At 64.9% G+C, this 19,839-nt stretch carries 21 protein-coding genes and 1 tRNA gene; 8 read left to right on the forward strand and 14 right to left on the reverse strand.

What is annotated here, in order from left to right:
- Positions 1-31 precede the first annotated feature (31 nt).
- On the forward strand, positions 32-496 hold the full coding sequence (locus tag ASE90_RS03605) for a hypothetical protein (protein WP_055996021.1): 465 nt from the start codon (positions 32-34) through the stop codon (positions 494-496).
- Positions 497-556: 60 nt separating this feature from the next.
- On the opposite strand, the gene ASE90_RS03610 is transcribed toward ASE90_RS03605, so the two are convergent.
- The 3 genes from ASE90_RS03610 to ASE90_RS03620 are packed head-to-tail and all read right to left on the reverse strand — an operon-like array spanning position 557 to position 3,155.
- Entirely contained in the window at positions 557-1,198 is a 642-nt protein-coding gene (locus ASE90_RS03610) for a DUF4893 domain-containing protein (RefSeq protein WP_055996025.1), read from the reverse strand.
- 7 nt (positions 1,199-1,205) lie between these two features.
- Positions 1,206-1,991, reverse strand: a complete 786-nt coding sequence (locus ASE90_RS03615; protein WP_055996028.1) for a 3-hydroxybutyrate dehydrogenase — start codon at positions 1,989-1,991, stop codon at positions 1,206-1,208.
- A gap of 3 nt (positions 1,992-1,994) precedes the next feature.
- A complete protein-coding gene (locus ASE90_RS03620; protein ID WP_055996031.1) occupies positions 1,995-3,155 on the reverse strand; it encodes a patatin-like phospholipase family protein in 1,161 nt (386 codons plus the stop codon).
- Positions 3,156-3,283: 128 nt separating this feature from the next.
- On the opposite strand from ASE90_RS03620, the gene ASE90_RS03625 reads away from it, so the two are divergent.
- From ASE90_RS03625 to ASE90_RS03640, 4 genes are all read left to right on the forward strand, one after another.
- Complete coding sequence (locus ASE90_RS03625) at positions 3,284-4,156, forward strand: neutral zinc metallopeptidase (protein ID WP_055996034.1); 873 nt, start codon at positions 3,284-3,286, stop codon at positions 4,154-4,156.
- The gene (locus tag ASE90_RS03630) at positions 4,156-4,623 is read left to right on the forward strand and encodes a GreA/GreB family elongation factor (RefSeq protein WP_055996038.1); all 468 of its coding nucleotides are present in this window, start codon (positions 4,156-4,158) and stop codon (positions 4,621-4,623) included. Before ASE90_RS03625 ends, ASE90_RS03630 begins: the two co-directional genes overlap by 1 nt.
- Positions 4,623-5,072, forward strand: coding sequence for a YaiI/YqxD family protein (locus ASE90_RS03635; protein ID WP_055997226.1), 450 nt, complete (start codon positions 4,623-4,625; stop codon positions 5,070-5,072). Before ASE90_RS03630 ends, ASE90_RS03635 begins: the two co-directional genes overlap by 1 nt.
- Positions 5,073-5,237: 165 nt before the next feature.
- Complete coding sequence (locus ASE90_RS03640; RefSeq protein ID WP_055996041.1) at positions 5,238-5,417, forward strand: hypothetical protein; 180 nt, start codon at positions 5,238-5,240, stop codon at positions 5,415-5,417.
- Between the two features lie 205 nt (positions 5,418-5,622).
- On the opposite strand, the gene ASE90_RS03645 is transcribed toward ASE90_RS03640, so the two are convergent.
- Both ASE90_RS03645 and ASE90_RS03650 read right to left on the reverse strand, forming a co-directional pair.
- Positions 5,623-6,612: an NADP-dependent oxidoreductase gene (locus ASE90_RS03645; protein ID WP_082449379.1), complete on the reverse strand. Its 990-nt coding sequence runs from the start codon at positions 6,610-6,612 to the stop codon at positions 5,623-5,625.
- Between the two features lie 106 nt (positions 6,613-6,718).
- A complete protein-coding gene (locus ASE90_RS03650) occupies positions 6,719-8,017 on the reverse strand; it encodes a DUF2171 domain-containing protein (protein WP_082449528.1) in 1,299 nt (432 codons plus the stop codon).
- Between the two features lie 249 nt (positions 8,018-8,266).
- Here ASE90_RS03650 and ASE90_RS03655 point away from each other — a divergent pair.
- The 3 genes from ASE90_RS03655 (at position 8,267) to epsC (ending at position 9,756) form a co-directional block, all read left to right on the forward strand.
- Positions 8,267-8,342, forward strand: a tRNA-Ala gene (locus ASE90_RS03655).
- Positions 8,343-8,533: 191 nt separating this feature from the next.
- Positions 8,534-8,728, forward strand: coding sequence for a hypothetical protein (locus ASE90_RS03660; RefSeq protein WP_055996047.1), 195 nt, complete (start codon positions 8,534-8,536; stop codon positions 8,726-8,728).
- Between the two features lie 110 nt (positions 8,729-8,838).
- Positions 8,839-9,756 carry a serine O-acetyltransferase EpsC gene (epsC, locus tag ASE90_RS03665; protein WP_055996050.1) on the forward strand — a complete coding sequence of 306 codons (918 nt, stop codon included), beginning with the start codon at positions 8,839-8,841 and terminating at the stop codon, positions 9,754-9,756.
- Positions 9,757-9,843: 87 nt separating this feature from the next.
- Here the strand turns inward: epsC and guaA are convergent, their stop codons facing one another.
- The 9 genes from guaA to rplO all read right to left on the reverse strand — a co-directional run bounded on the left by guaA (position 9,844) and on the right by rplO (position 19,830).
- Entirely contained in the window at positions 9,844-11,400 is a 1,557-nt protein-coding gene (guaA, locus tag ASE90_RS03670; protein ID WP_055996053.1) for a glutamine-hydrolyzing GMP synthase, read from the reverse strand.
- Positions 11,401-11,718: 318 nt separating this feature from the next.
- The gene (locus ASE90_RS03675) at positions 11,719-13,806 is read right to left on the reverse strand and encodes a prolyl oligopeptidase family serine peptidase (protein ID WP_235531638.1); all 2,088 of its coding nucleotides are present in this window, start codon (positions 13,804-13,806) and stop codon (positions 11,719-11,721) included.
- A 190-nt stretch (positions 13,807-13,996) separates the two neighbouring features.
- The gene (gene rplQ, locus ASE90_RS03680; RefSeq protein WP_055996059.1) at positions 13,997-14,419 is read right to left on the reverse strand and encodes a 50S ribosomal protein L17; all 423 of its coding nucleotides are present in this window, start codon (positions 14,417-14,419) and stop codon (positions 13,997-13,999) included.
- 231 nt (positions 14,420-14,650) lie between these two features.
- Positions 14,651-15,715: a DNA-directed RNA polymerase subunit alpha gene (locus tag ASE90_RS03685; protein ID WP_055996062.1), complete on the reverse strand. Its 1,065-nt coding sequence runs from the start codon at positions 15,713-15,715 to the stop codon at positions 14,651-14,653.
- A gap of 93 nt (positions 15,716-15,808) precedes the next feature.
- Positions 15,809-16,198, reverse strand: coding sequence for a 30S ribosomal protein S11 (gene rpsK / locus ASE90_RS03690; RefSeq protein ID WP_055996065.1), 390 nt, complete (start codon positions 16,196-16,198; stop codon positions 15,809-15,811).
- A gap of 111 nt (positions 16,199-16,309) precedes the next feature.
- Positions 16,310-16,678 (reverse strand): 30S ribosomal protein S13, encoded by a 369-nt coding sequence (gene rpsM / locus ASE90_RS03695; RefSeq protein WP_055996068.1) that lies wholly within the window; start codon positions 16,676-16,678, stop codon positions 16,310-16,312.
- Positions 16,679-17,008: 330 nt separating this feature from the next.
- On the reverse strand, positions 17,009-17,653 hold the full coding sequence (locus ASE90_RS03700) for an adenylate kinase (RefSeq protein ID WP_055996072.1): 645 nt from the start codon (positions 17,651-17,653) through the stop codon (positions 17,009-17,011).
- Positions 17,654-17,691: 38 nt separating this feature from the next.
- Positions 17,692-19,059, reverse strand: a complete 1,368-nt coding sequence (secY, locus tag ASE90_RS03705; protein ID WP_055996075.1) for a preprotein translocase subunit SecY — start codon at positions 19,057-19,059, stop codon at positions 17,692-17,694.
- Positions 19,060-19,299: 240 nt separating this feature from the next.
- Entirely contained in the window at positions 19,300-19,830 is a 531-nt protein-coding gene (gene rplO / locus ASE90_RS03710) for a 50S ribosomal protein L15 (protein WP_055996078.1), read from the reverse strand.
- Positions 19,831-19,839 lie beyond the last annotated feature (9 nt).

Here is a 19,839-nt window from a genome sequence, read left to right on the forward strand (position 1 = left end):
TGATGCGGCAACGAAACGATACGGGGCCATCATGCACATCACGACCATCGCCGAACTCGACCGCGTCCGCGACGACGCGCGCAAGCTGGTGACCAAGCGCGCGCTGGTATCGGCGGGTGCCTCGGCAGTGCCGGTGCCCGGCGCGGACCTGATCGTCGACGCCAATATCCTGACGAAGTTGCTGCCCGACATCAGCAACCGGTTCGGGCTGAGCGAGAAGCAGGTTCAGGCGCTCGAGCCCGATCGGGCCAAGCAGGTGCTGTTGATCGCCGCCAATCTGGGCAACGGCGTCATCGGCCGGTCGATCACCCGGCGGGTGGTGACGATGTTGATTCGCCGGGTCGGCGCGCGCTATGCCAGCAAGTCGTTGTTGCGGCTCGTGCCGTTCGCCGGGCAGATCGCGGCGGCGGGCATCAGTTTCGGGGCGATGAAACTGGTCGGCAATTCGCATATCGACGATTGCTACGAGACGGTCCGGCGGACGCTGCCGGCGTAGGGCAGTGCTGTTCGTCATTCCCGCGCGGACGGGAATGACGAATGGCTGGCGTCCGTAGGATCAGTCCGCCGGCACCAGTTCGATCACGTCCAGCAGCGATTCGAACCGCGGATAGGGCAGCACCAGCCGCCAGCGCCGCTCACCGATGCGTTCCAGCACGCCCGCCATGTCGCGGTCGCGGTCCTGCCCATATTGCAGCGCCGCCCGTTCGTCCCCGAGCAACAGCGTACCGAGGAAGACCGTCCGGTCGCCATCGGCGAACAACAGCCCGACCGGGCGCTGCGAGCCGGTTTCCTTGTAGAAACTCCGCACCCGCCCTTCGTCGGCGATGCGGCAGTCGAACGGCGGATAGGCGGTGAAATCGCGCATCGCGCTGCCCGCCGCGCCGAGTTTGAACACCCGGCAACGATAGCGTCCGGACGGGGCTGTGCCGGTCAGCGCCAGGTCGGGTTGAAACAATGCGCCCTGTTCGGCGATCGCCGCCGGATCGGCGGCACGGGCGCGGGGCAAGGCCGCCATCCACGCCTCGCGCCAGCGTCGCAGCCGGTCGCGATCGGTCGGCGTCGCCACGCGCCGCCAGTCGTCACCGGCGGCGGGACGCTCCGACGGGGCGGTGCCGGCCGATGCCGCCCCTGCCCCGCCGCCACAACCGCCGGTCGACAGGCCGAGCATCAGCCCGGCGATGCACGCGCTCCGCTTCATGCTGCAATCATGCCGCGGACCAGCCGCCGTCGATCGACAGGTTGGTACCGGTGATCGCCTTCGCCTCGTCCCGGCACAGATAGAGCGCGAGGCTTGCGACCTGTTCGGACGTGACGAATTCCTTGGTCGGCTGTGCCGCCAGCAGCACGTCGTTCATCACCTGTTCGCGGGTCAGGCCGCGCGAGGCCATGGTATCGGGAATTTGTTGTTCGACCAGCGGGGTCCAGACATAGCCGGGCGAAATGCAGTTGGCGGTGATGCCGAAGGTCGCGACTTCCAGTGCGACGGTCTTGGTCAACCCGGCCAGCCCGTGTTTGGCGGTGACGTAAGCCGACTTGTTGGGGCTGGCGACCAGGCTGTGCGCCGACGCGGTGTTGATGATCCGGCCCCATCCGCCCTTTTTCATATGCGGCACGGCGGCCCGGATCATGTGGAAGGCCGACGACAGGTTGATCGCGAGGATCGCATCCCATTTGTCGATCGGAAACTCCTCGATCTTCGCGACATGCTGGATACCGGCATTGTTGACGACGATGTCGACCGATCCGAACTCCGCCGCCGCCTTGTCGACCATCGCCGCGATCTGGTCCGGCTTGGTCATGTCGGCCTTGTCGTAGCGCGCCTCGGCGCCGCTCGCCTGCGCCAGCGCGGCGCGTTCGGCCTCGATCTTCTCTTCGTCGCCGAAGCCGTTGATGACGACGGTCGCGCCCTCTGCGGCAAATGCCTTCGCATAGGCGAGGCCGATGCCGGAGGTGGAACCGGTGACGATCGCGGTCTTGCCCTTCAGGAACATAGATTATCCTTGGCGTTGATGGAGATGCGGGGTGAGGTCGAACGCGGCGGTCCGACCGTCGAGGATGTTTTCGGCGACGACGCGGGCATTGGCGAGCGTGACGGCGATCGCCGCCCGACCCGCCGCCCAATGCTCCTCCATCGCGCGTGCCGAAAATTCGAAGTCGCGCGCCCCGCCCTCCCAGTGATTGGCGCGGTAGATGAGGTGGACGAGGCTCAAGGGGTGTTCGTCGGCCATCGCCTCCAGCGCGCGGACATCGGCATCGTCACGCAGTTCGACCGGCAGCTTGCCGACCATGCGCCGGATCAGCTCGCGCTCCTGCCGCAGGCGCAGCCGGTCGGCGGTCACCTGTCGCGTTCGGCTGGAAAAGCGGATTTCCTTTTCGCGGGCGACGACATCGCCGATCGTGCGCGGCAGCAGCGCTTCGGCGGGAAACAGATCGACCTGAAACACCAGCATCGGATCGCGCTGATGGTCGAGGATGTGGGTCAGCGGGGTGTTGGATACCAGCCCGCCGTCCCAATACCAGCGCCCGTCGATCTCGACCGGCGGCAAACCCGGCGGCAACGCGCCCGACGCCATGACGTGTCGCGCATCCAGCCGTTCGCGCGCGCTGTCGAAATAGACGAAGTTGCCGCTTTCGATATCGACCGCCCCGACCGACAGCCGCACCGGTCCGTCATTGACCCGATCCCAGTCGACCAGCCGGTCGAGCGTTTCGCGCAACGGCGTCGTGTCATAGTAGCTGAGCGCGGCAGCGGTACCGGGCGCGGCGAATTGCGGAGGCAGCCCGCGTGGACCGAAGAAGCCGGGCACGCCGGTCGCGAGCACCACCCCCGCCGACCATTCATGCACCCATTCGCGCACCCGGTCGTCGGGCAGGATCGGGAACCACGGCAGCACGCCCGCCGCCTGCGTCCAGAAATCGCGGAGCCGCGCGACGCGGTGTTCGGGCGGGTTGCCGGCAAAGATCGCGGCGTTGATCGCACCGATCGAAATCCCGGCGACCCAGTCGACCTCGATCCCGGTTTCACCCAGCCGTTCGATCACCCCCGCCTGATAACTGCCGAGCGCGCCACCGCCCTGCAACACCAGCGCGACGCAGTCGGGGAGTGGCAGGCCGGGCGGGGATTGTCGGCGCAGGCGGGGATCGGCTTCGGCCATCGGGGACACTTTGTGGGTTATACGAATCGGTTGCAACGCCCCTACAACCGATTTCGTGCACGCCGGTTGCAACGCAGTTGCCGTTTCGCGCATTTCAGTACGGACCTTTAACGAACGGACCGCCGCCCATGCGCCTCGACGATCTCGATCCCGCCAGCAATGTAGAGGATCTCGGCCGGGGTGGTGGCGGCGGCGGCGGTTTCAACCTGCTGGGTTTGCTGCCATTGTTGCTGGGACGTGGGCTCGGCTGCGGGACGATCGGTATTCTTGCCGTCGTCGCCATCGCATTCCTCGTGTTCTCGGGTGGCGGTGGCCTGCTGACCGGCGGGCAGGCCCCGACGACGCAACAGGGTTCGCAGCAAGGCAATGTTCCGTGCGATACCGCCGAAGAGCTGTTCGCCTGCCGCGTCCTGCAATCGACCAACCAGACCTGGACAGCGATCTTCCGCGAACAGGGGCAGCAATACCCCCTGCCGACGATGCGCTTCTACCAGCAGGGCGCGCAGTCAGGATGCGGCGCGGCGCAGTCGGCGATGGGTCCCTTCTATTGCCCGCCGGATCGTGGCGTATACCTCGACACCAGCTTCTTCCGGGAGTTGTCGCAGCGGTTCGGCGCGGCGGGCGACTTCGCGCAGGCCTATGTCATCGCGCATGAGGTCGGCCATCATATCCAGAACCTGACCGGACAAGCCGAGACCGTCAGCCGTGCCCAGCAGACGCTGCCAAAGGCGCAGGGCAACGCCCAGTCGGTACGGCTGGAGTTGCAGGCCGATTGCTATGCCGGCGTCTGGGCGGCACGGAACCGCAACCGCCTAGAACCGGGTGATATCGAAGAAGGGCTGCGCGCTGCTCAGGCGATCGGCGACGACACGCTGCAGGGGAACAGCGCATCTCCCGAGACCTTCACCCATGGCACGTCGGCCCAGCGGATGAAGTGGTTGCAGCGTGGGCTGCAGAGCGGCGACCCGGCGCAGTGCGACACCTTTTCGGGTGCGATCTAATGAGCGTTGCGTTCCGGCGGGAGGATGACGACGAACATAAGGAGCCGCGCTTCGAACTGCCGTTGCCGCCCGGCCCCAATCTGGTGACGCGGCGCGGGCTGCAGGCGATGGCCAATCAGGTCGAACGGCTGGAGGCCGAACTGGCCGGGGCCGATGGCGATGCCGAGCGGACGACGGCGATCAAGCGCGATTTGCGCTATTGGCGGACGCGGCATTCGACGGCCGAGATCGCGCCGATCCCCGAGGACGAGGTCGCGTTCGGATCGCGGGTGACCTATCGGTTGAACGGGCAGCGCAAGACGATCGAACTGGTCGGCAGCGACGAAGCCGATCCGGCGGCCGGGCGTATCCCGTTCACCGCGCCGCTCGCCGTCGCGCTCACCGGGCTGATGGCCGGCGAAACGGCTGATTTCGGCGGCCGGAGCGATGCGATCGAGGTGATCGAGACGGGTCCGATCGAATCGTGATCCGCATTCTGGTCGACGCCGATGCCTGTCCGGTCAAGGACGAGGTGTACCGCGTCGCCGAGCGGCTCGGCGCACGCGTGGCGATCGTCAGCAACAGCCAGTTGCGCGTGCCGTTGGTGCCATGGGTCGAACGGGTGGTGGTATCGGACGGGTTCGATGCCGCCGACGACTGGATCGCAGAGGCGGCCGGCAGGGACTGCGTGGTGGTAACGGCCGACATCCTGCTCGCCGACCGCTGTCTGAAGGCCGGCGCCACGGTCATCGCGCCCAACGGCAAGCCGTTCACCGGCGCGTCGATCGGCGGCGCGATCGCGACGCGGGCGATCATGGCCGATCTGCGTGCCGGCGGCGAGCAGTTGGGCGGGCCGCCGCCATTCGGCAAGACCGATCGATCACGCTTCCTGCAATCGCTCGACGCCGCGCTGGTCCGGCTGGCACGGGGTTGTTAGAGGCTGTTTGAAAACTCGCGAGAGAGCGAGTTTTGCAGGCGGTGCCGGCCCGCCCCCCTCCCGGCCACCCGTCAAGATATCGTGTGGGTGGCCGGGAGGGGGAGCGGGCCGGTACCGCAAAATGTGCCACAGCGCATTTTCCAACGGACTCTTAGGAGCAACGCCATGGCCGAAAAATTCGAACGTCATCGCCAGCCTTGGCGACCCGATGAAATCCAGAAGCTGCATCAGCTTGCCGGCAAGGGCATGGCGCTGAAGGCGCTCGCCAAGGCGCTGACGCGCAGCGAGGAGTCGATCAAGCAGCGCGCGAAGGAAGACGGGTTGAAGATCACCAAGCTGCACTAGGACCGATCGATATTCAGCTGTCAGGCCAGCGAACTTATCCCTCCCTGACAAGGGAGGAGCTGGGGGTAGGTTGGTCTGTGGCTGGCGGGTCGCTCCCTCGCGGGCCAACCCACCCCCCGACCCCTCCCTTGTCAGGGAGGGGAGTGGTCGAAACCTTACTGAATTTCGATCGGCCCTAGATCCTCCCTGCAAAGCGGGGAGGAATTTATAGCTTTACCAGCATCTTGCCCTTGTTCTTGCCGCTGAACAGGCCGAGGAACGCGTCGGGCGTCGCCTCCAGTCCGTCGACCACCGTCTCTTCGCGCTGGAACTTGCCGCTCGCTACGAGCTCGCCCATGCCCTGATGGAATTCGCCGATGCGCCCAAAGAAGTCGCTGACGATGAAGCCCTGCACACGGATACGCGCGGCGATTACCCGCATCAAATAGCGCAGGCTGGTCGCATGCGACGCATTATAGCCGTCGATCATGCCACAGATCGCGAAGCGCGCGCCCTGCCGGGCATGGGCCAGCGCCGCGTCGAGATGATCGCCGCCGACATTGTCGAAATAGACGTCGATACCGTCCGGTGCGGCAGCGCCCAGCGCCTTCACCAGCGGCAAATCACCCTTGTAATCGATGACATGGTCCGCCCCCAGCGAGCGGACCCAATCGGTCTTCGCGGTACCGCCCGCCGAACCGATGACGGTCATGCCTTTCGCTTTAGCGATCTGCACGACGGTCGATCCGACCGCACCGGCCGCCGCCGAAACGAACACCGTGTCGCCGGCTTTGGCCTCCGCAACCGCCAGCAACCCGAACCATGCGGTCATGCCGGGCATGCCGAGCGCGCCCAGAAACGCCTGATCGGGAATGCCGAGGTCGGGCAGCTTCTGCACACCCTTGGCCGCGACGATCGCCTCGTCCCGCCATCCCGCCATGTGCTGAACCTGCGTACCGACCGGCAGCTCCGCCGCCCGGCTCTCGATCACCTCGCCGACCGCGCCACCCTCCATGGGCGCATCCAAGGCGAAGGGCGGCACATAGCTTTTCCCGTCGTTCATCCGCCCGCGCATATAGGGATCGACCGACAGCCAGCGATTGGCGACGCGCACCTCTCCGTCCGCCAGCTCGCGCGCCGGCAGGTCGCGCAATGCGAAATCCTCCGCCACCGGCATTCCGTTCGGCCGTCGCACCAGATGCCAAGCCTTCGCCATTCTCAACGCTCCATATCAGTTTCGTTCCGCTACGTAAGGCGCGACACCCCTAAAGCAAAGGGGGCCGGTTTCCCGACCCCCTCCGCCTGTCGCCGCTGCGAACCGATCAATAGGTTCCGGGGAAGCTGCGATTGAGGTTCGTCTCGCTGTCGCTCAACGACGTGGCGGACGTGCCGGTGCCGGTCGTGCCGGTATTGGTCGTGCCGCCGATGCCGGTGCCGGCCGTGGTCGACGTGCCCGAACCGAGCGCCTGACCAGTGGTCGCGGTCGATCCGCTGCCATATTGGCCGGTCGTACGGTTGGTATCGGTGTTACGGTCGTTGCCGAAGCGGTCATTGCCATAGCCGCGCTGCGCCGACGACTGGCTGCCGAACATCGCCTGCTGCTCTTCCTCGTCGCGCCACGCCTTCTTGGCTTCGCTGGCGGTCTTGCGCAACTTCACCTTGTCATCGATCGATTCGACCCAGCGCGACGGGATCGAATGATGATGGCCACCGGCAGCGGCATCGCTCTTGGTCAGGATGATGCGATCGCCGCGCACCTTGTCGACGACGCCGACATGCTCGCCATCGGAGCCGAGCACTTCCATATGCTCGGTAACGCGGGTCAGGCTGTCGCGCTGCGTCTGACGCTCGGTCCGGAACGCGGTGAATTCGTTCTGGAAGCGGGTCGCATTTTCCTGACGATATTCATCATAGTCGCGGTCGAACGCGCTGACCTGCGTGTCGCGCCACGAGCGATAGGCATGGTCGCTGTGCCGGTCGTCATAGCGCGACATCTGCTCGTCATAGCGCTGGTCGCGCTCGCGCCGACGTTCCGCGTCTTCGTCGCCGAACCACGACCGGACCTCGTCGCCGGCCCGTGCAAGGAAGCCGCGATCCTCGGCATCATAGTCCCGATCGCTGCGATTGCGATCCTGGTTGCGGTCTGCGCCATAGCGGTTGTCGCCGCGGTTCCGTTCGCCATAGCGGTTGCCGGTACCGTAGCGGTTGTCGTCGCTGCCATAACGGTTGCTGGTACCGTAGCGGTTGTCGTCGTTGCCATAGCCGCCCTGATAGCGGTCGCCCTGCGATCCATAGCTGCTGGACCCGCGGTCATTTTGGTCGAAGTCGCGGCTGGCATAGCCACGGTTCCGGTCGGCACCATAGGTCGAACCCGAGGAACGGCTGCCCGACGAACTGCCGTAATAGTCCCGGCCGCGCGAGCCATCGCGGTCGTCGCGCTGCGACGACGATCCGCCATAATTCTGCTCGCCATAGCCGCGCGAGCCCTGTGCGCTGCCATAACCCTGCGAGCCACCATAGCTGCTGCGCGAACGATCGTCGCGGTCGCGCCAGCGTCCGTCGTCGCCCGACCGGTCGTTCCACGATGAGTCTTCGTTGCGCGGATAGCGATCATAACCCATGGAAATCTCCTGCAGATGTTTCATGTTATGGCGGCGCAGCAGCGCGGGCTGCCATGTCGTATGCGAACAAGCGCCGACCCTGCGGTTGGTTCCAATCGGGATCATGGGCCGCGACGAAGAGCGCCGCGCGAGCGATCGATCGCCATGCGAACGGGCGATCGGATTTTGTCGCGGCGACTGCGCGAGAGCCGTTGCATCCGCCAAAACTGCCCGCTACAGAAACGGCCCCGGCATGGCCGGATGAGGGGCGGGGCTGTAGCTCAGATGGGAGAGCGCTGCAATCGCACTGCAGAGGTCAGGGGTTCGATTCCCCTCAGCTCCACCACCCCGCACACCCGACCATCACGCCTATCCAGACGTGATGGTTTGCGCGCTGGCGCCCGGCTGCGTTTCGCCATGCGCATCGATAGCAGCGCATTACCCCACTAAAGTAATGGGATTATAGTCTCCCCGTCATCGCTTTCTACTATGGGCGCTGCAACGGCTGCCCAGGCGGCGACGAACGGGAGACCGGGTTTGACGAACTACATCGCATCGCTGGCGGCCATTGCGCTGGTCGGGCTTGGCGGGTGTTCGGGCAATCCGCCGGCCGCCGACGCTTCGATCGAAACGAACCTGACGGCCGTCAACAACGACGCGTTGGTGTCGAACGACAGCGCGCTTCTGGTCGATCCGACGCCGACCACGACCGGCAATACTACCGGCCTTTGAGTTTCGCCGCGCTTCGGCGTGGTGTCCGCGACGCTTTGGTAGCTCCCTAAGCGTAACCTTGGTCGGGCGTCGTCAAGTCGCCCGACCTTTTTTGTTTCGAAGCGATCCGCATGTCCCAGCCCGACGAAGACCGCCGCCAGATCATCGACCACGCCACCCGTGCCCTGTCGACCGCGCGCATGGCATGGCGGCGGGCGCAACCGAGCCGGCAGCAACCGGCGATCTTTCCGTCGCGAACCACGCTGACACAGTCGGTCGAGTATCTGTCGCACGCCCTGTTCCCCGGCCGAATCGGCGGCTTTGCGGGCGACGCGGCTGGCGAAGACCGGTTCGTTGCCGAGCGACTCGACGCCGCCTTTGCGTTGCTCGACGAAGCGATCCGCGCCGAATTCGCCTATTGGCAGGATGTTTCGGCGATCGACTTCGCACCCGAACGGCCGGCGGAGATATTGCGGCTGTTCGCCGGCACGCTGTCGCGCGTGCGGGCGCTGATCGATACCGACGTCGCCGCGATCTTTCGCGGCGATCCGGCGGCACGCAGCGTCGATGAAATCCTGATCTGCTATCCCGGCGCGGTCGCGATCCTGCACCATCGGCTGGCGCACGAACTCGACTCGCTGGGCGTGCCGATCGTCGCGCGGATCGTGTCGGAGATCGCCAACGAACGTACCGGCATCGACATTCATCCCGGTGCGACGATCGGTCCCGGCTTCTTCATCGATCATGGCACCGGCGTGGTGATCGGCGAAACCGCCGTCATCGGCGCGCGGGTGCGGCTGTACCAGCATGTCACGCTCGGCGCGCGAACCCCGCATCGATCGCAGCCCCGTTCCGCCAGTGGTCCGTTCGCGCAGCGCGTGGCCCGGCATCCGATCGTGGGGGACGATGTCGTGATCTATGCCGGAGCGACGATCCTTGGCCGGGTCACGATCGGTGACCGGGCGGTGATCGGTGGCAATGTCTGGCTGTTGCAGGACGTGGCGGCGAACAGCGTCATCATGCAGCCGGAGGCGGTCGTCGCAGGCTAGGGTCGCCGGAAGCGCTTCGTCAGCGCCCCGCTTGCGCGGGGCGAATGATCCGGGGCCGATCGTCCCCCGGACGATCGGCTCTCCGGATCATTCCCACTCGATCGTGCCCGGCGGCTTGCTGGTATAATCGTAGGTGACGCGGTTGATGCCCTTCACCTCGTTGATGATGCGGGTTGCCACGCGCGGCAGGAAGTCGCCGGGAAACTGGAACGCCTGCGCGGTCATGCCATCGGTCGAGGTCACCGCGCGCAAAGCGAGGACATTGTCATAGGTGCGGCCATCGCCCATCACCCCGACGCTGCGCACTGGCAGGAGTACCGCGAACGCCTGCCAAATCGTGTCGTACAGCCCGGCCTTACGGATCTCCTCGAGATAGATCGCATCGGCCTTGCGCAGAATGTCGCAGCGTTCGCGCGTCACTTCACCCGGAATACGGATGGCGAGGCCGGGTCCGGGGAACGGGTGGCGGCCGACGAAGATGTCGGGCAGGCCCAGTTCGCGACCCAGCGCGCGGACCTCGTCCTTGAACAGCTCGCGCAACGGCTCGACCAGCGCCATGTTCATGCGCTCGGGCAGGCCGCCGACATTGTGGTGGCTCTTGATCGTCACCGACGGGCCGCCGGTAAAGCTGACGCTTTCGATCACGTCGGGGTAGAGCGTGCCCTGTGCGAGGAACTGCGCGCCGCCGAGCTTGTTCGCTTCAGCCTCGAACACGTCGATGAACGTCTTGCCGATGAACTTGCGCTTGGCCTCCGGATCGGTGACGCCGGCCAGACCGTCCATGAACAGGTCCTGCGCATCCACATGGACCAGCGGGATGTTGTAATGGCCGCGGAACAGGCTGACGACCTGTTCGGCCTCGCCCGCGCGCAGGATGCCGCCGTCGACGAACACGCAGGTGAGCTGGTCCCCGATCGCCTCATGCAGCAGCAGCGCCGCGACCGAGCTGTCGACACCGCCCGACAGGCCGCAAATGACCTTGGCCGAACCGACCTGGTCGCGGATTTCGGCGATCTTGAGTTCGCGGAACTCGGCCATCGTCCAGTCGCCCGACAGCCCGCAGACGTGGCGCGCGAAATTGGCGATCAGCTTGGCGCCATCGGGCGTATGGAACACCTCCGGATGGAACTGCACGCCATAATAGTGCCGGGCGTCGTCGGCGATGATCGCGAACGGCGCGCCGGGGCTGGTGGCGACGACGTGGAAGCCGGGCGCGATCGCCGCGACCTTGTCGCCATGGCTCATCCACACCTGATGCCGCTCACCCGTGGCCCACAGGCCGTCGAACAGGCCGCAGGTCTCGGCCACTTCGACATAGGCTTCACCGAACTCGCCCGAATGGCCCTTCTCGACCTTGCCACCCAACTGCTCGGTCATGACCTGCTGGCCGTAGCAGATGCCGAACACCGGCACGCCGGAATCGAAGATCGCCTGCGGCGCGCGCGGGCTGCCGTCGTCGCAGACCGAGGCGGGACCGCCCGACAGGATCACGCCCTTCGGCTGCATCCGTTCGAACGCTTCCCCGGCCTTCTGGAACGGAGCGATTTCGGAATAGACGCCGGCCTCGCGCACGCGACGCGCGATCAGCTGCGTCACCTGGCTACCGAAGTCGACGATCAGGATGGAGTCGGGGGTCTCGTTCATCCGCACCCGATAGCAGAGCTTCGGGGGTGTGCCAGCCCTTTGGGGGTCGTCGGTGTGGTCAGGAAGAATTCGGGCTCACACGAAGGCGCGAAGACGCGAAGAGAAGAAGAAGGGAGTTTTCGCGCAGAGGCGCGGAGGCGCAGAGAGGTTGCGGATCTGGCGATCGTTCTGCGATCGGTAGACGCCTTCGCCCCCTGCCAATGAGTTGAAGGCCGCTGGCGCGGCGGAGAGGTTCCACGACCGCAACCCCTCCGCGTCTCCGCGCCTCCGCGCGAACCACTCTTCTTCTCTTTGCGCCTTCGCGCCTTCGCGTGAACCTTACCCGATCGGCTTCACCTGCATGCCGGTCCACTTGGCGATGAACGCCCACAGATCGGCGGTTTCCTCGATCACCTTGTCGGTCGGCTTGCCCGAACCATGGCCGGCGCGGGTCTCGATCCGCACCAGATGCGGCTTCGGACCGATGTCCTTCGACTGGATCATCGCGGTGTATTTGAAGGTATGGCCGGGCACCACGCGGTCGTCGGTGTCGGCGGTGGTCGCGAGGATCGCCGGATAGGTCACGCCGGCCTTCACATTGTGATAGGGCGAATAGCCCAGCAGGTTGCGGAAATCGGCTTCCTTGACGGGCACGCCGTAATCGTCGACCCAGTAGCGCCCGGCGGTGAAGCGGTCGAAGCGCAGCATGTCCATCACGCCGACCGCCGGCAGCGCCGCCGCGAACAGATCGGGCCGCTGGTTGACGACGGCACCGACCAGCAGGCCGCCATTCGATCCGCCCTGGATCGCCAGCTGCCCCTTCGACGTGATCCCTTGCGCGATCAGGTCTTCGCCCGCGCCGATGAAATCGTCGAAGACATTCTGCTTGTTCAGCAGCTTGCCGCCGTCATGCCATTCCTTGCCATATTCGCTGCCGCCGCGGATATTGGCGACGGCGAGCACGCCGCCCTGTTCCAGCCATGCGATACGCCCGGCAGAGAAGCCCGGCAGGATCGGCACGTTGAACCCGCCATAGGCATAGAGCAGCGTCGGTGCCGGACCCTTCACGTCCTTGCGCCTTACGATGAACATCGGAACCTTCGTCCCGTCCTTCGATGCGTAGAAGCGTTGGCGGACGTCGTACTGCGCGGGATCGAACGCTACCTTCGGACTGGCCCAAGGGGTCACCGCGCGGGTCGCGACGTCGTAGCGATAGATCGTCGTCGGCGTCGCGAAGCTCGAAAAGGCGAAGAAGCCTTCGTTGTTGTCGAGTTCGCCACCGACGCCGCCGACCGTGCCGATGCCGGGCAGCGCAATGCTGCCATCGGGTTTGCCGTCGAGCGTGAAGCGCTTCACCTCGGTCTTCGCATCGACCAGATAGGCGGCCATGATCCGGCCGCCCACCAGCGACGCGCCGTTCAGCACGGCCTTGTCCTCGGCGACCACTTCCTTCGGTGCCGGATTCACCGCAGCCATGTCGAGCGTCACGATGCGCAGGCGCGGCGCGCCCTGCGTCGTGGTCAGGTACAGGGTGCTGTCCTTCGACCCGATCGACGACCAGTCGACATTGTCGATGTTGACGATCGTCCGCGGCGTGTCGTTCGGCTTGGTCAGGTCGAGGACCGCGATTTCGGTATGGTCGCCGGGGCCGCTGGTCGAGATGATCAGCCAGCGGCCATCGTCGGTGATGCCGGGATAGAAGGTGAAGCGCGGCTGATCGGGGCGCTCGTAGATCAGCCGGTCGGCAGTCTGCGGCGTGCCTAGCTTGTGGAAATAGACCTGCGCGTTCAGGTTCTGGCTCTGGAACTCCTGCCCCTTTTCCGGGGTCGGGAAGCGGGCATAATAAAAGCCAGATCCATCCTTCACCCATGACGCGGTCAGGCCGTATTTGACCCAGTCGATCTGGTCGTCGAGCGTCTTGCCCGTATCCACGTCGAGCACGCGCAGCTTGCGCCAGTCGCTGCCGCCGTCCTGGATCGAATAGAGCAGCCGCTTGCCGTCCTTCGACGGGGCCCATTCGGCCAGCGCCGTCGCGCCGTCCTTCGACCAGCCATTGGGGTCGATCAGCACCCGCCCTAGCCCGTTCACACTGTCGCGGACGTACAGCACCGACTGGTTCTGCAACCCCGAATTGCGGCTGTAGAAATAGCGGCCACCTTCGCGGTTCGGCACACCGAAGCGTTCGTAATCGAACAACCGGGTCAGCCGCTGCTTTAAGATGTTGCGGCCGGGCAGCGTCGCCAGATAGGCGTCGGTGACCTTGTTCTCCGCCGCGACCCATGCGGCGACCTCGGGGTCGTTGCGAACGTCGTTTTCCAGCCAGCGATAGGGATCGGCGACCTTCACCCCGAACTGCTCGTCGACCTGATCGACGGTGCGGGTCTGCGGATAGGCGATGCTCTGGGCAAGGGCGGTCGTGCTGGTCATCAAGCAGGCAATCGCGACAAGGGCATGGCGGTACATCGTTGCTCCATGGACAGGCGGCCGGACCGGTATCCGGTGTTACCGACCACGATAGGCCCTGCCGCTCCCCACGCAACCCCGGGAACGTCCCAACGGAAAAGGGCGGCCGTACCGAAATACGACCGCCCTTCGCTGTCATTCGATCGAAAGCCGATCAGGCGGCTTCGTCGAAATCCTCGTCGTTCATGACCGGACCCGAATCCTGGCCCTTGGCCGACACGTCGCGGTCGACGAATTCGATGATCGCCATCGGCGAGGCGTCCGACGCGCGGATGCCGGCCTTGATGATGCGGGTATAGCCGCCGTTGCGATCGGCATAGCGGGTCGCCAGCACGTCGAACAGCTTAGTCAGCTGCGCATCGTCGAGCAGCCGGGCATGGGCCAGACGACGGTTCGACAGGCCGCCCTTCTTCGCCAGCGTGATCAGCTTTTCGACGTAGGGACGCAGTTCCTTCGCCTTGGCGACGGTGGTGGTGATCTGCTCATGCTTGATGAGCGCGGCCGACATGTTGCGGAACAGCGCAATACGATGGGCCGAGGTACGCTGCAGCTTACGGCCGCCGACGCGATGACGCATGGATATTTCCTTCGTTCGTTAAGGGGCCGTGTCACGGAATCCCCAGAGCAGGTGGCTGTTGGAGGCCGCCACCGGTTCGCCTCTTCGCGGCAAAGGTCACAAAAGTCACACTTGCCGCGTATTCGTTTGCCACGTCGGACACGGGCGAAGCCCGTGTCGTCGGACGGCCTGAAAGGCCGCCGGCCGGGCTGGTTCTGTCTCCGGGGCAGGCTCGCCTGCCCCGGTGCAAAATCAGCCCATAATTTCCTGCTCGAGCTTCTTCGCCATCTCTTCGATGTTCTCCGGCGGCCATCCGGGGATGTCCATGCCGAGGCGAAGGCCCATCGACGACAGCACTTCCTTGATTTCGTTCAGCGACTTGCGGCCGAAATTCGGGGTGCGCAGCATCTCGGCTTCGGTCTTCTGGACCAGATCGCCGATATAGATGATGTTGTCGTTCTTAAGGCAGTTGGCCGAACGAACCGACAGTTCGAGCTCGTCGACCTTCTTGAGCAGGTAGCGGTTGATCTGCGCGGTATCGCCCTGACCTTCGCTCGCCGGTGCTGCCACCTGCGTGCCGACAGCGGCGGCGCGCGGCAGTGCCGAGTCGTCGAAGTGGACGAACAGCGCCAGCTGGTCCTGAAGGATGCGACCGGCATAGGCCAGCGCGTCTTCCGGGGTCACGGTGCCGTCGGTTTCGACGGTCAGCGTCAGCTTGTCGTAATCGAGTTCCTGCCCGACGCGGGTGTTCTCGACCTTGTAGCTGACCTGACGGACCGGCGAATACAGCGCGTCGACCGGAATCAGACCGATCGGCGCATCGGCCGGACGGTTGCCGGCGGCAGGCACATAGCCCTTACCGACGTCCGCGGTCAGTTCCATGTTGAGCGTCGCACCATCGTCGAGATGGCACAGCACCAGATCGGGGTTCATCACCTCGATATCGCCGGTGACGGCGATGTCGCCGGCCTTCACTTCGGCCGGGCCGGTGACGGACAGCTGGAGGCGCTTCGGGCCTTCGCCCTGCATCCGCAGCGCGATCTGCTTCACGTTCAGCACCATGTCGGTCACGTCCTCGCGGACGCCGGCAAGGCTGGAGAATTCGTGAAGGACATTCTCGATCTTGATCGAGGTTACGGCGGCGCCCTGCAGCGACGACAGCAACACGCGACGCAGCGCGTTGCCGAGCGTCAGGCCGAACCCACGCTCCAGCGGCTCCGCGACAAAGGTCGAACGGCGCTTGGGATCGCCGCCCGGCTTCTTCTCGAGGCCGCTCGGCTTCTTGAGTTCCTGCCAGTTCTTAGCGTTGACGGACACGGGCTTCCCCTAGCTTGGCGGCGCGGAAAGGACGGGTCCGCGCCATGAAAGAACGGCCCCGCCGGACGAACCCGGCGAGGCGGCAGGCACGGATCAGACGCGGCGACGCTTCGACGGACGGACGCCGTTGTGCGGGATCGAGGTCACGTCGCGGATCGACGTGATCTGGAAACCGACCGCCTGCAGCGCGCGAAGGGCCGATTCACGACCCGAACCCGGACCCTTCACTTCGACTTCGAGCGTGCGCACGCCGTGGTCGGCAGCCTTGCGACCGGCGTCCTCGGCGGCGACCTGCGCGGCGTACGGGGTCGACTTGCGCGAGCCCTTGAAGCCCATCGCGCCGGCCGACGACCACGAGATCGCATTGCCCTGCGCGTCGGTGATCGTGATCATGGTGTTGTTGAAACTGGCGTTCACATGCGCGACGCCGGCGGTGATATTCTTGCGCTCGCGACGGCGAATGCGCTGCGGTTCACGTGCCATTGTTGGAAATCCTGACCTGTATATCGTGCGTGGTACGGAGATCGGGAGGCGGTCAGCCTCGAACATGTCCCCGACGGAGAAGAAGTTAAAAACAGTCCCCCGGACTGTTTTTTACTTCTTCTTACCCGCGATCGGCTTCGCCTTGCCCTTGCGGGTGCGCGCGTTGGTGTGCGTGCGCTGACCGCGGACCGGCAGGCCCTTGCGGTGACGCAGGCCACGATAGCAGGCCAGATCCATCAGACGCTTGATGTTCATCGCGGTCTGACGACGCAGATCGCCTTCCACGGTGTGGCTGGCGTCGATCGCCTCACGGATCTGGAGCACTTCCTGATCGCTCAGATCCTGCACGCGGCGTTCCGAAGCGATACCGAGCTGATCGGTCAGCTGCTTGGCCTTCGCCGGACCGATGCCGTGGATATACTGCAGCGCGATGATCACGCGCTTGTTGGTCGGGATATTAACACCCGCGATACGTGCCATGAATTAAATTCTCCCAGCTCCACGGAGTGTCGCATGGCAGCGACCCTCCATCTCGTAGCGTTGCGCCCCTTCACGCATGATCGCGGCGAACGCACGGAAGCGTCACCGTAAACCAGTATGTCGGGGTAGAGCGCTGATACGGACCGATTCCCATGGTGTCAACCGCCCAACGGAACCAAAAATCGGGTAGGACGTGCGCTGCGGAACCGGCGCGCGATGCCATCCGCTGGGGCCATCACGATTTCGCCAGCCCCCGAAACACGTCACCCCGACGAATGCCGGGGTGAGGATAGAGAACCATCAAAAAAGCACGTACCAACGCCCGCCCCGTCAGGCGTCGAGGATTGACGCGATCTGTACCGTGACGTCGTCCATGTCCGCCATGCCGTCGACACGGTGAACGATCCCGCGCGAATCATAAAGCGGCAGGATCGGCGCAGTCTTCGCACGATATTCGACCATGCGGGTCCGCACCGTCGCTTCATTGTCGTCGGGACGACGCTTGAAGTCGGTGGCGCCGCAAACATCGCATACGCCGGCCACGGCCGGCTGCTTGAAGCGGTCGTGATAGCCCGCACCGCAATTACCGCAGGTGAAGCGGCCGACGATCCGTTCGACCAGTGCGTCCTCGTCGACGACCAGCTCGATCACGTGGGTCAGCTTGCGCCCGCGATGTTCGAGCAGCAGATCGAGCGCGTCGGCCTGGGCCGCGGTGCGTGGATAACCGTCGAAGATCGCGCCCTGATCGCCCAGCTGATCGAGCCGTTCGCCGATCAGCGCCGATACGATCGCGTCGGACACCAGTTCGCCGGCATCCATCACCGCCTTGGCCTGCAACCCGACCGGACTACCCGCCTTGACCGCTGCCCGCAGCATGTCGCCGGTCGACAGCTGCACCATGCCGCGCGCCGTTTCGAGCCGCGCGGCCTGGGTGCCCTTGCCCGCCCCCGGCGGTCCGAGAAGGATGATGTCCATAGCTGCCCCCACTTAACCCTGATGCATCCGTAATGCGCTTACCCGCGCAGGCGTCCACCCTTCAGCTTCGCCTTCTTGATCAGGTCGCCATACTGGTGCGCCAGCAAATGCGACTGGATCTGCGTTACCGTGTCCATCGTGACGTTGACCACGATGAGCAGGCTGGTGCCGCCGAGATAAAAGGGAATCGACAGCGCCGACACCAAATATTCCGGCAACAGGCAGATGATGACCAGATAGGCCGCGCCGATGACCGTGATGCGGGTCAGCACATAGTCGAAGTAATTCTCGGTATTCTTGCCCGGGCGGATGCCGGGAATGAACCCGCCATAGCGCTTCAGATTGTCGGCGGTCTCTTCTGGATTGAAGACGATCGCGGTGTAGAAGAACGAGAAGAATACGATGCCCGCGCCGTACAGCAGCATGTAGAGCGGCTGACCATGCGCCAGATATTGGTTCAGGGTGATGATGAAATCGCCCCACCGGCTCTCCCCCGCCGTCGCCTGTCCGGCGAACTGGGTGATCGTCACCGGCATCAGCAGTAGCGACGACGCGAAGATCGGCGGGATGACGCCGGCGGTGTTGATCTTGAGCGGCAGGTGGCTGCGATCGGCCTGTACGCCGCGCGCCGTCTGACGCTTGGGGTACTGGATCAGGATGCGGCGCTGGGCACGCTCCATGAAACAGATGAACAGGACGAGGCCAGCGACGGCCGCGATGATGCCGATCAGCGTCAGCGGGTTCATCGTGCCCGAACGGCTGCCCTCGAACAGCTGCAACAGCGTCGTCGGCAGATGCGCGACGATGCCGGCCATGATAATGAGCGAGATGCCGTTGCCGATGCCGCGGCTGGTGATCTGCTCGCCCAGCCACATCAGGAACATCGTGCCGCCGATCAGCGAGATGACCGCCGCGATGCGGAAGGCCATCCCCGGCTCGATCACCGCCTGCGCGCCGGCCGATGCGCCGAACGCTTCGAGACCGACCGCGATTGTATAGCCCTGGATCGCGGTCAGCGCGACCGTGCCGTAGCGGGTATATTGGTTGAGCTTCTTGCGGCCCGACTCGCCTTCCTTCTTGATGGCGGCGAGCTGCGGGCTGAGCGACGTCGCGAGCTGCACGACGATCGACGCGGTGATGTAGGGCATGACGCCCAGCGCGACGACCGACATGCGCGTCAGCGCACCGCCGGAAAAGGTGTTGAAGAAGTCGAGGACGCCGCCCTGCGTCTGGTTGGCGAGCAGGCCCAGCTGCGTCGGGTCGATGCCCGGCAGCGGCACATAGCTCAACATGCGGAACACGATCAGCGCCCCGAGCGTAAACCACAAGCGCTTCTTAAGCTCGGTCGCCTTACCGAATTTCGATAGATTGAGATTGGTCGCAAGACCGTCTGATGCGGCTGCCATGGAAATGTCCCGAATGATGCTGGCGGGCCATGAGCCCACCCCCCGGGCGACCATATAGGGGTTGCAGCCGGGATGTCTAAGGGGTGGTTTACCCTACCCCTTTTGGTTCATCCCGTTCGGTTCGAGTAGCGATCGAGCTTGTCGAGAGCGTGTATCGAGAACGCATTTTCCCAGGCGGGAGTTCTCGACGGTCGCTTCTCGACTATGCTCGAAGCTGGTCGAACCGAACAGGTGGGAACGTTACGCGTGCGCGGCCTTCTTGGCAGCGAGCGTCTTGCCCTTCTTGGCAGCGGCCTTTTCGTGCGCGGGCACGACTTCGATGACCGACACCGAACCACCGACCTTTTCGACCGCTTCGATCGCCGACTTCGACGCACCGGCGACGGTGAAGGTCAGCTTGGCGGTCAGTTCGCCCTTGCCGAGCAGACGGACCCCGTCCTTGCCACCACGGGCGAGGTTGGCTGCCTTCAGCGCCGCGTGATCGAGCGCCGCACCGGCTTCGATCTTGCCGGCGTCGATCGCCTTCTGGATCGCGCCGAGGTTCACTTCGGCATAGTCCTTGGCGAAGATGTTGTTGAAGCCGCGCTTCGGGATCCGCATGTGAAGCGGCATCTGACCGCCCTCGAACCCGGCGATCGAGACGCCTTCACGGCTCTTCTGGCCCTTCTGGCCGCGACCAGCGGTCTTGCCCTTGCCCGAGCCGATGCCGCGTCCGACGCGCATCTTGCTCTTGCGGGCGCCGTCATTGTCGCGGATTTCGTTGAGTTTCATATGTGCACT

This window comes from Sphingomonas sp. Leaf67 (assembly GCF_001421965.1).
GTDB lineage: Bacteria > Pseudomonadota > Alphaproteobacteria > Sphingomonadales > Sphingomonadaceae > Sphingomonas.

Coding starts and splice junctions, on each gene's coding strand:
- ASE90_RS03645 (WP_082449379.1), bottom strand. CDS start 6,612: ATGGCGAAGGCTTGGCATCTGGTGCGACGGCCGAACGGAATGCCGGTG.
- epsC (WP_055996050.1), top strand. CDS start 8,839: ATGTCCCAGCCCGACGAAGACCGCCGCCAGATCATCGACCACGCCACC.
- ASE90_RS03640 (WP_055996041.1), top strand. CDS start 5,238: ATGGCCGAAAAATTCGAACGTCATCGCCAGCCTTGGCGACCCGATGAA.
- secY (WP_055996075.1), bottom strand. CDS start 19,059: ATGGCAGCCGCATCAGACGGTCTTGCGACCAATCTCAATCTATCGAAA.
- ASE90_RS03630 (WP_055996038.1), top strand. CDS start 4,156: ATGAGCGTTGCGTTCCGGCGGGAGGATGACGACGAACATAAGGAGCCG.
- rpsK (WP_055996065.1), bottom strand. CDS start 16,198: ATGGCACGTGAACCGCAGCGCATTCGCCGTCGCGAGCGCAAGAATATC.
- rplO (WP_055996078.1), bottom strand. CDS start 19,830: ATGAAACTCAACGAAATCCGCGACAATGACGGCGCCCGCAAGAGCAAG.
- ASE90_RS03620 (WP_055996031.1), bottom strand. CDS start 3,155: ATGGCCGAAGCCGATCCCCGCCTGCGCCGACAATCCCCGCCCGGCCTG.
- ASE90_RS03700 (WP_055996072.1), bottom strand. CDS start 17,653: ATGGACATCATCCTTCTCGGACCGCCGGGGGCGGGCAAGGGCACCCAG.
- ASE90_RS03650 (WP_082449528.1), bottom strand. CDS start 8,017: ATGGGTTATGATCGCTATCCGCGCAACGAAGACTCATCGTGGAACGAC.
- guaA (WP_055996053.1), bottom strand. CDS start 11,400: ATGAACGAGACCCCCGACTCCATCCTGATCGTCGACTTCGGTAGCCAG.
- ASE90_RS03605 (WP_055996021.1), top strand. CDS start 32: ATGCACATCACGACCATCGCCGAACTCGACCGCGTCCGCGACGACGCG.
- ASE90_RS03610 (WP_055996025.1), bottom strand. CDS start 1,198: ATGAAGCGGAGCGCGTGCATCGCCGGGCTGATGCTCGGCCTGTCGACC.
- ASE90_RS03675 (WP_235531638.1), bottom strand. CDS start 13,806: ATGACCAGCACGACCGCCCTTGCCCAGAGCATCGCCTATCCGCAGACC.
- rpsM (WP_055996068.1), bottom strand. CDS start 16,678: ATGGCACGTATCGCGGGTGTTAATATCCCGACCAACAAGCGCGTGATC.
- ASE90_RS03625 (WP_055996034.1), top strand. CDS start 3,284: ATGCGCCTCGACGATCTCGATCCCGCCAGCAATGTAGAGGATCTCGGC.
- ASE90_RS03615 (WP_055996028.1), bottom strand. CDS start 1,991: ATGTTCCTGAAGGGCAAGACCGCGATCGTCACCGGTTCCACCTCCGGC.
- rplQ (WP_055996059.1), bottom strand. CDS start 14,419: ATGCGTCATCGCGTCGGCGGCCGTAAGCTGCAGCGTACCTCGGCCCAT.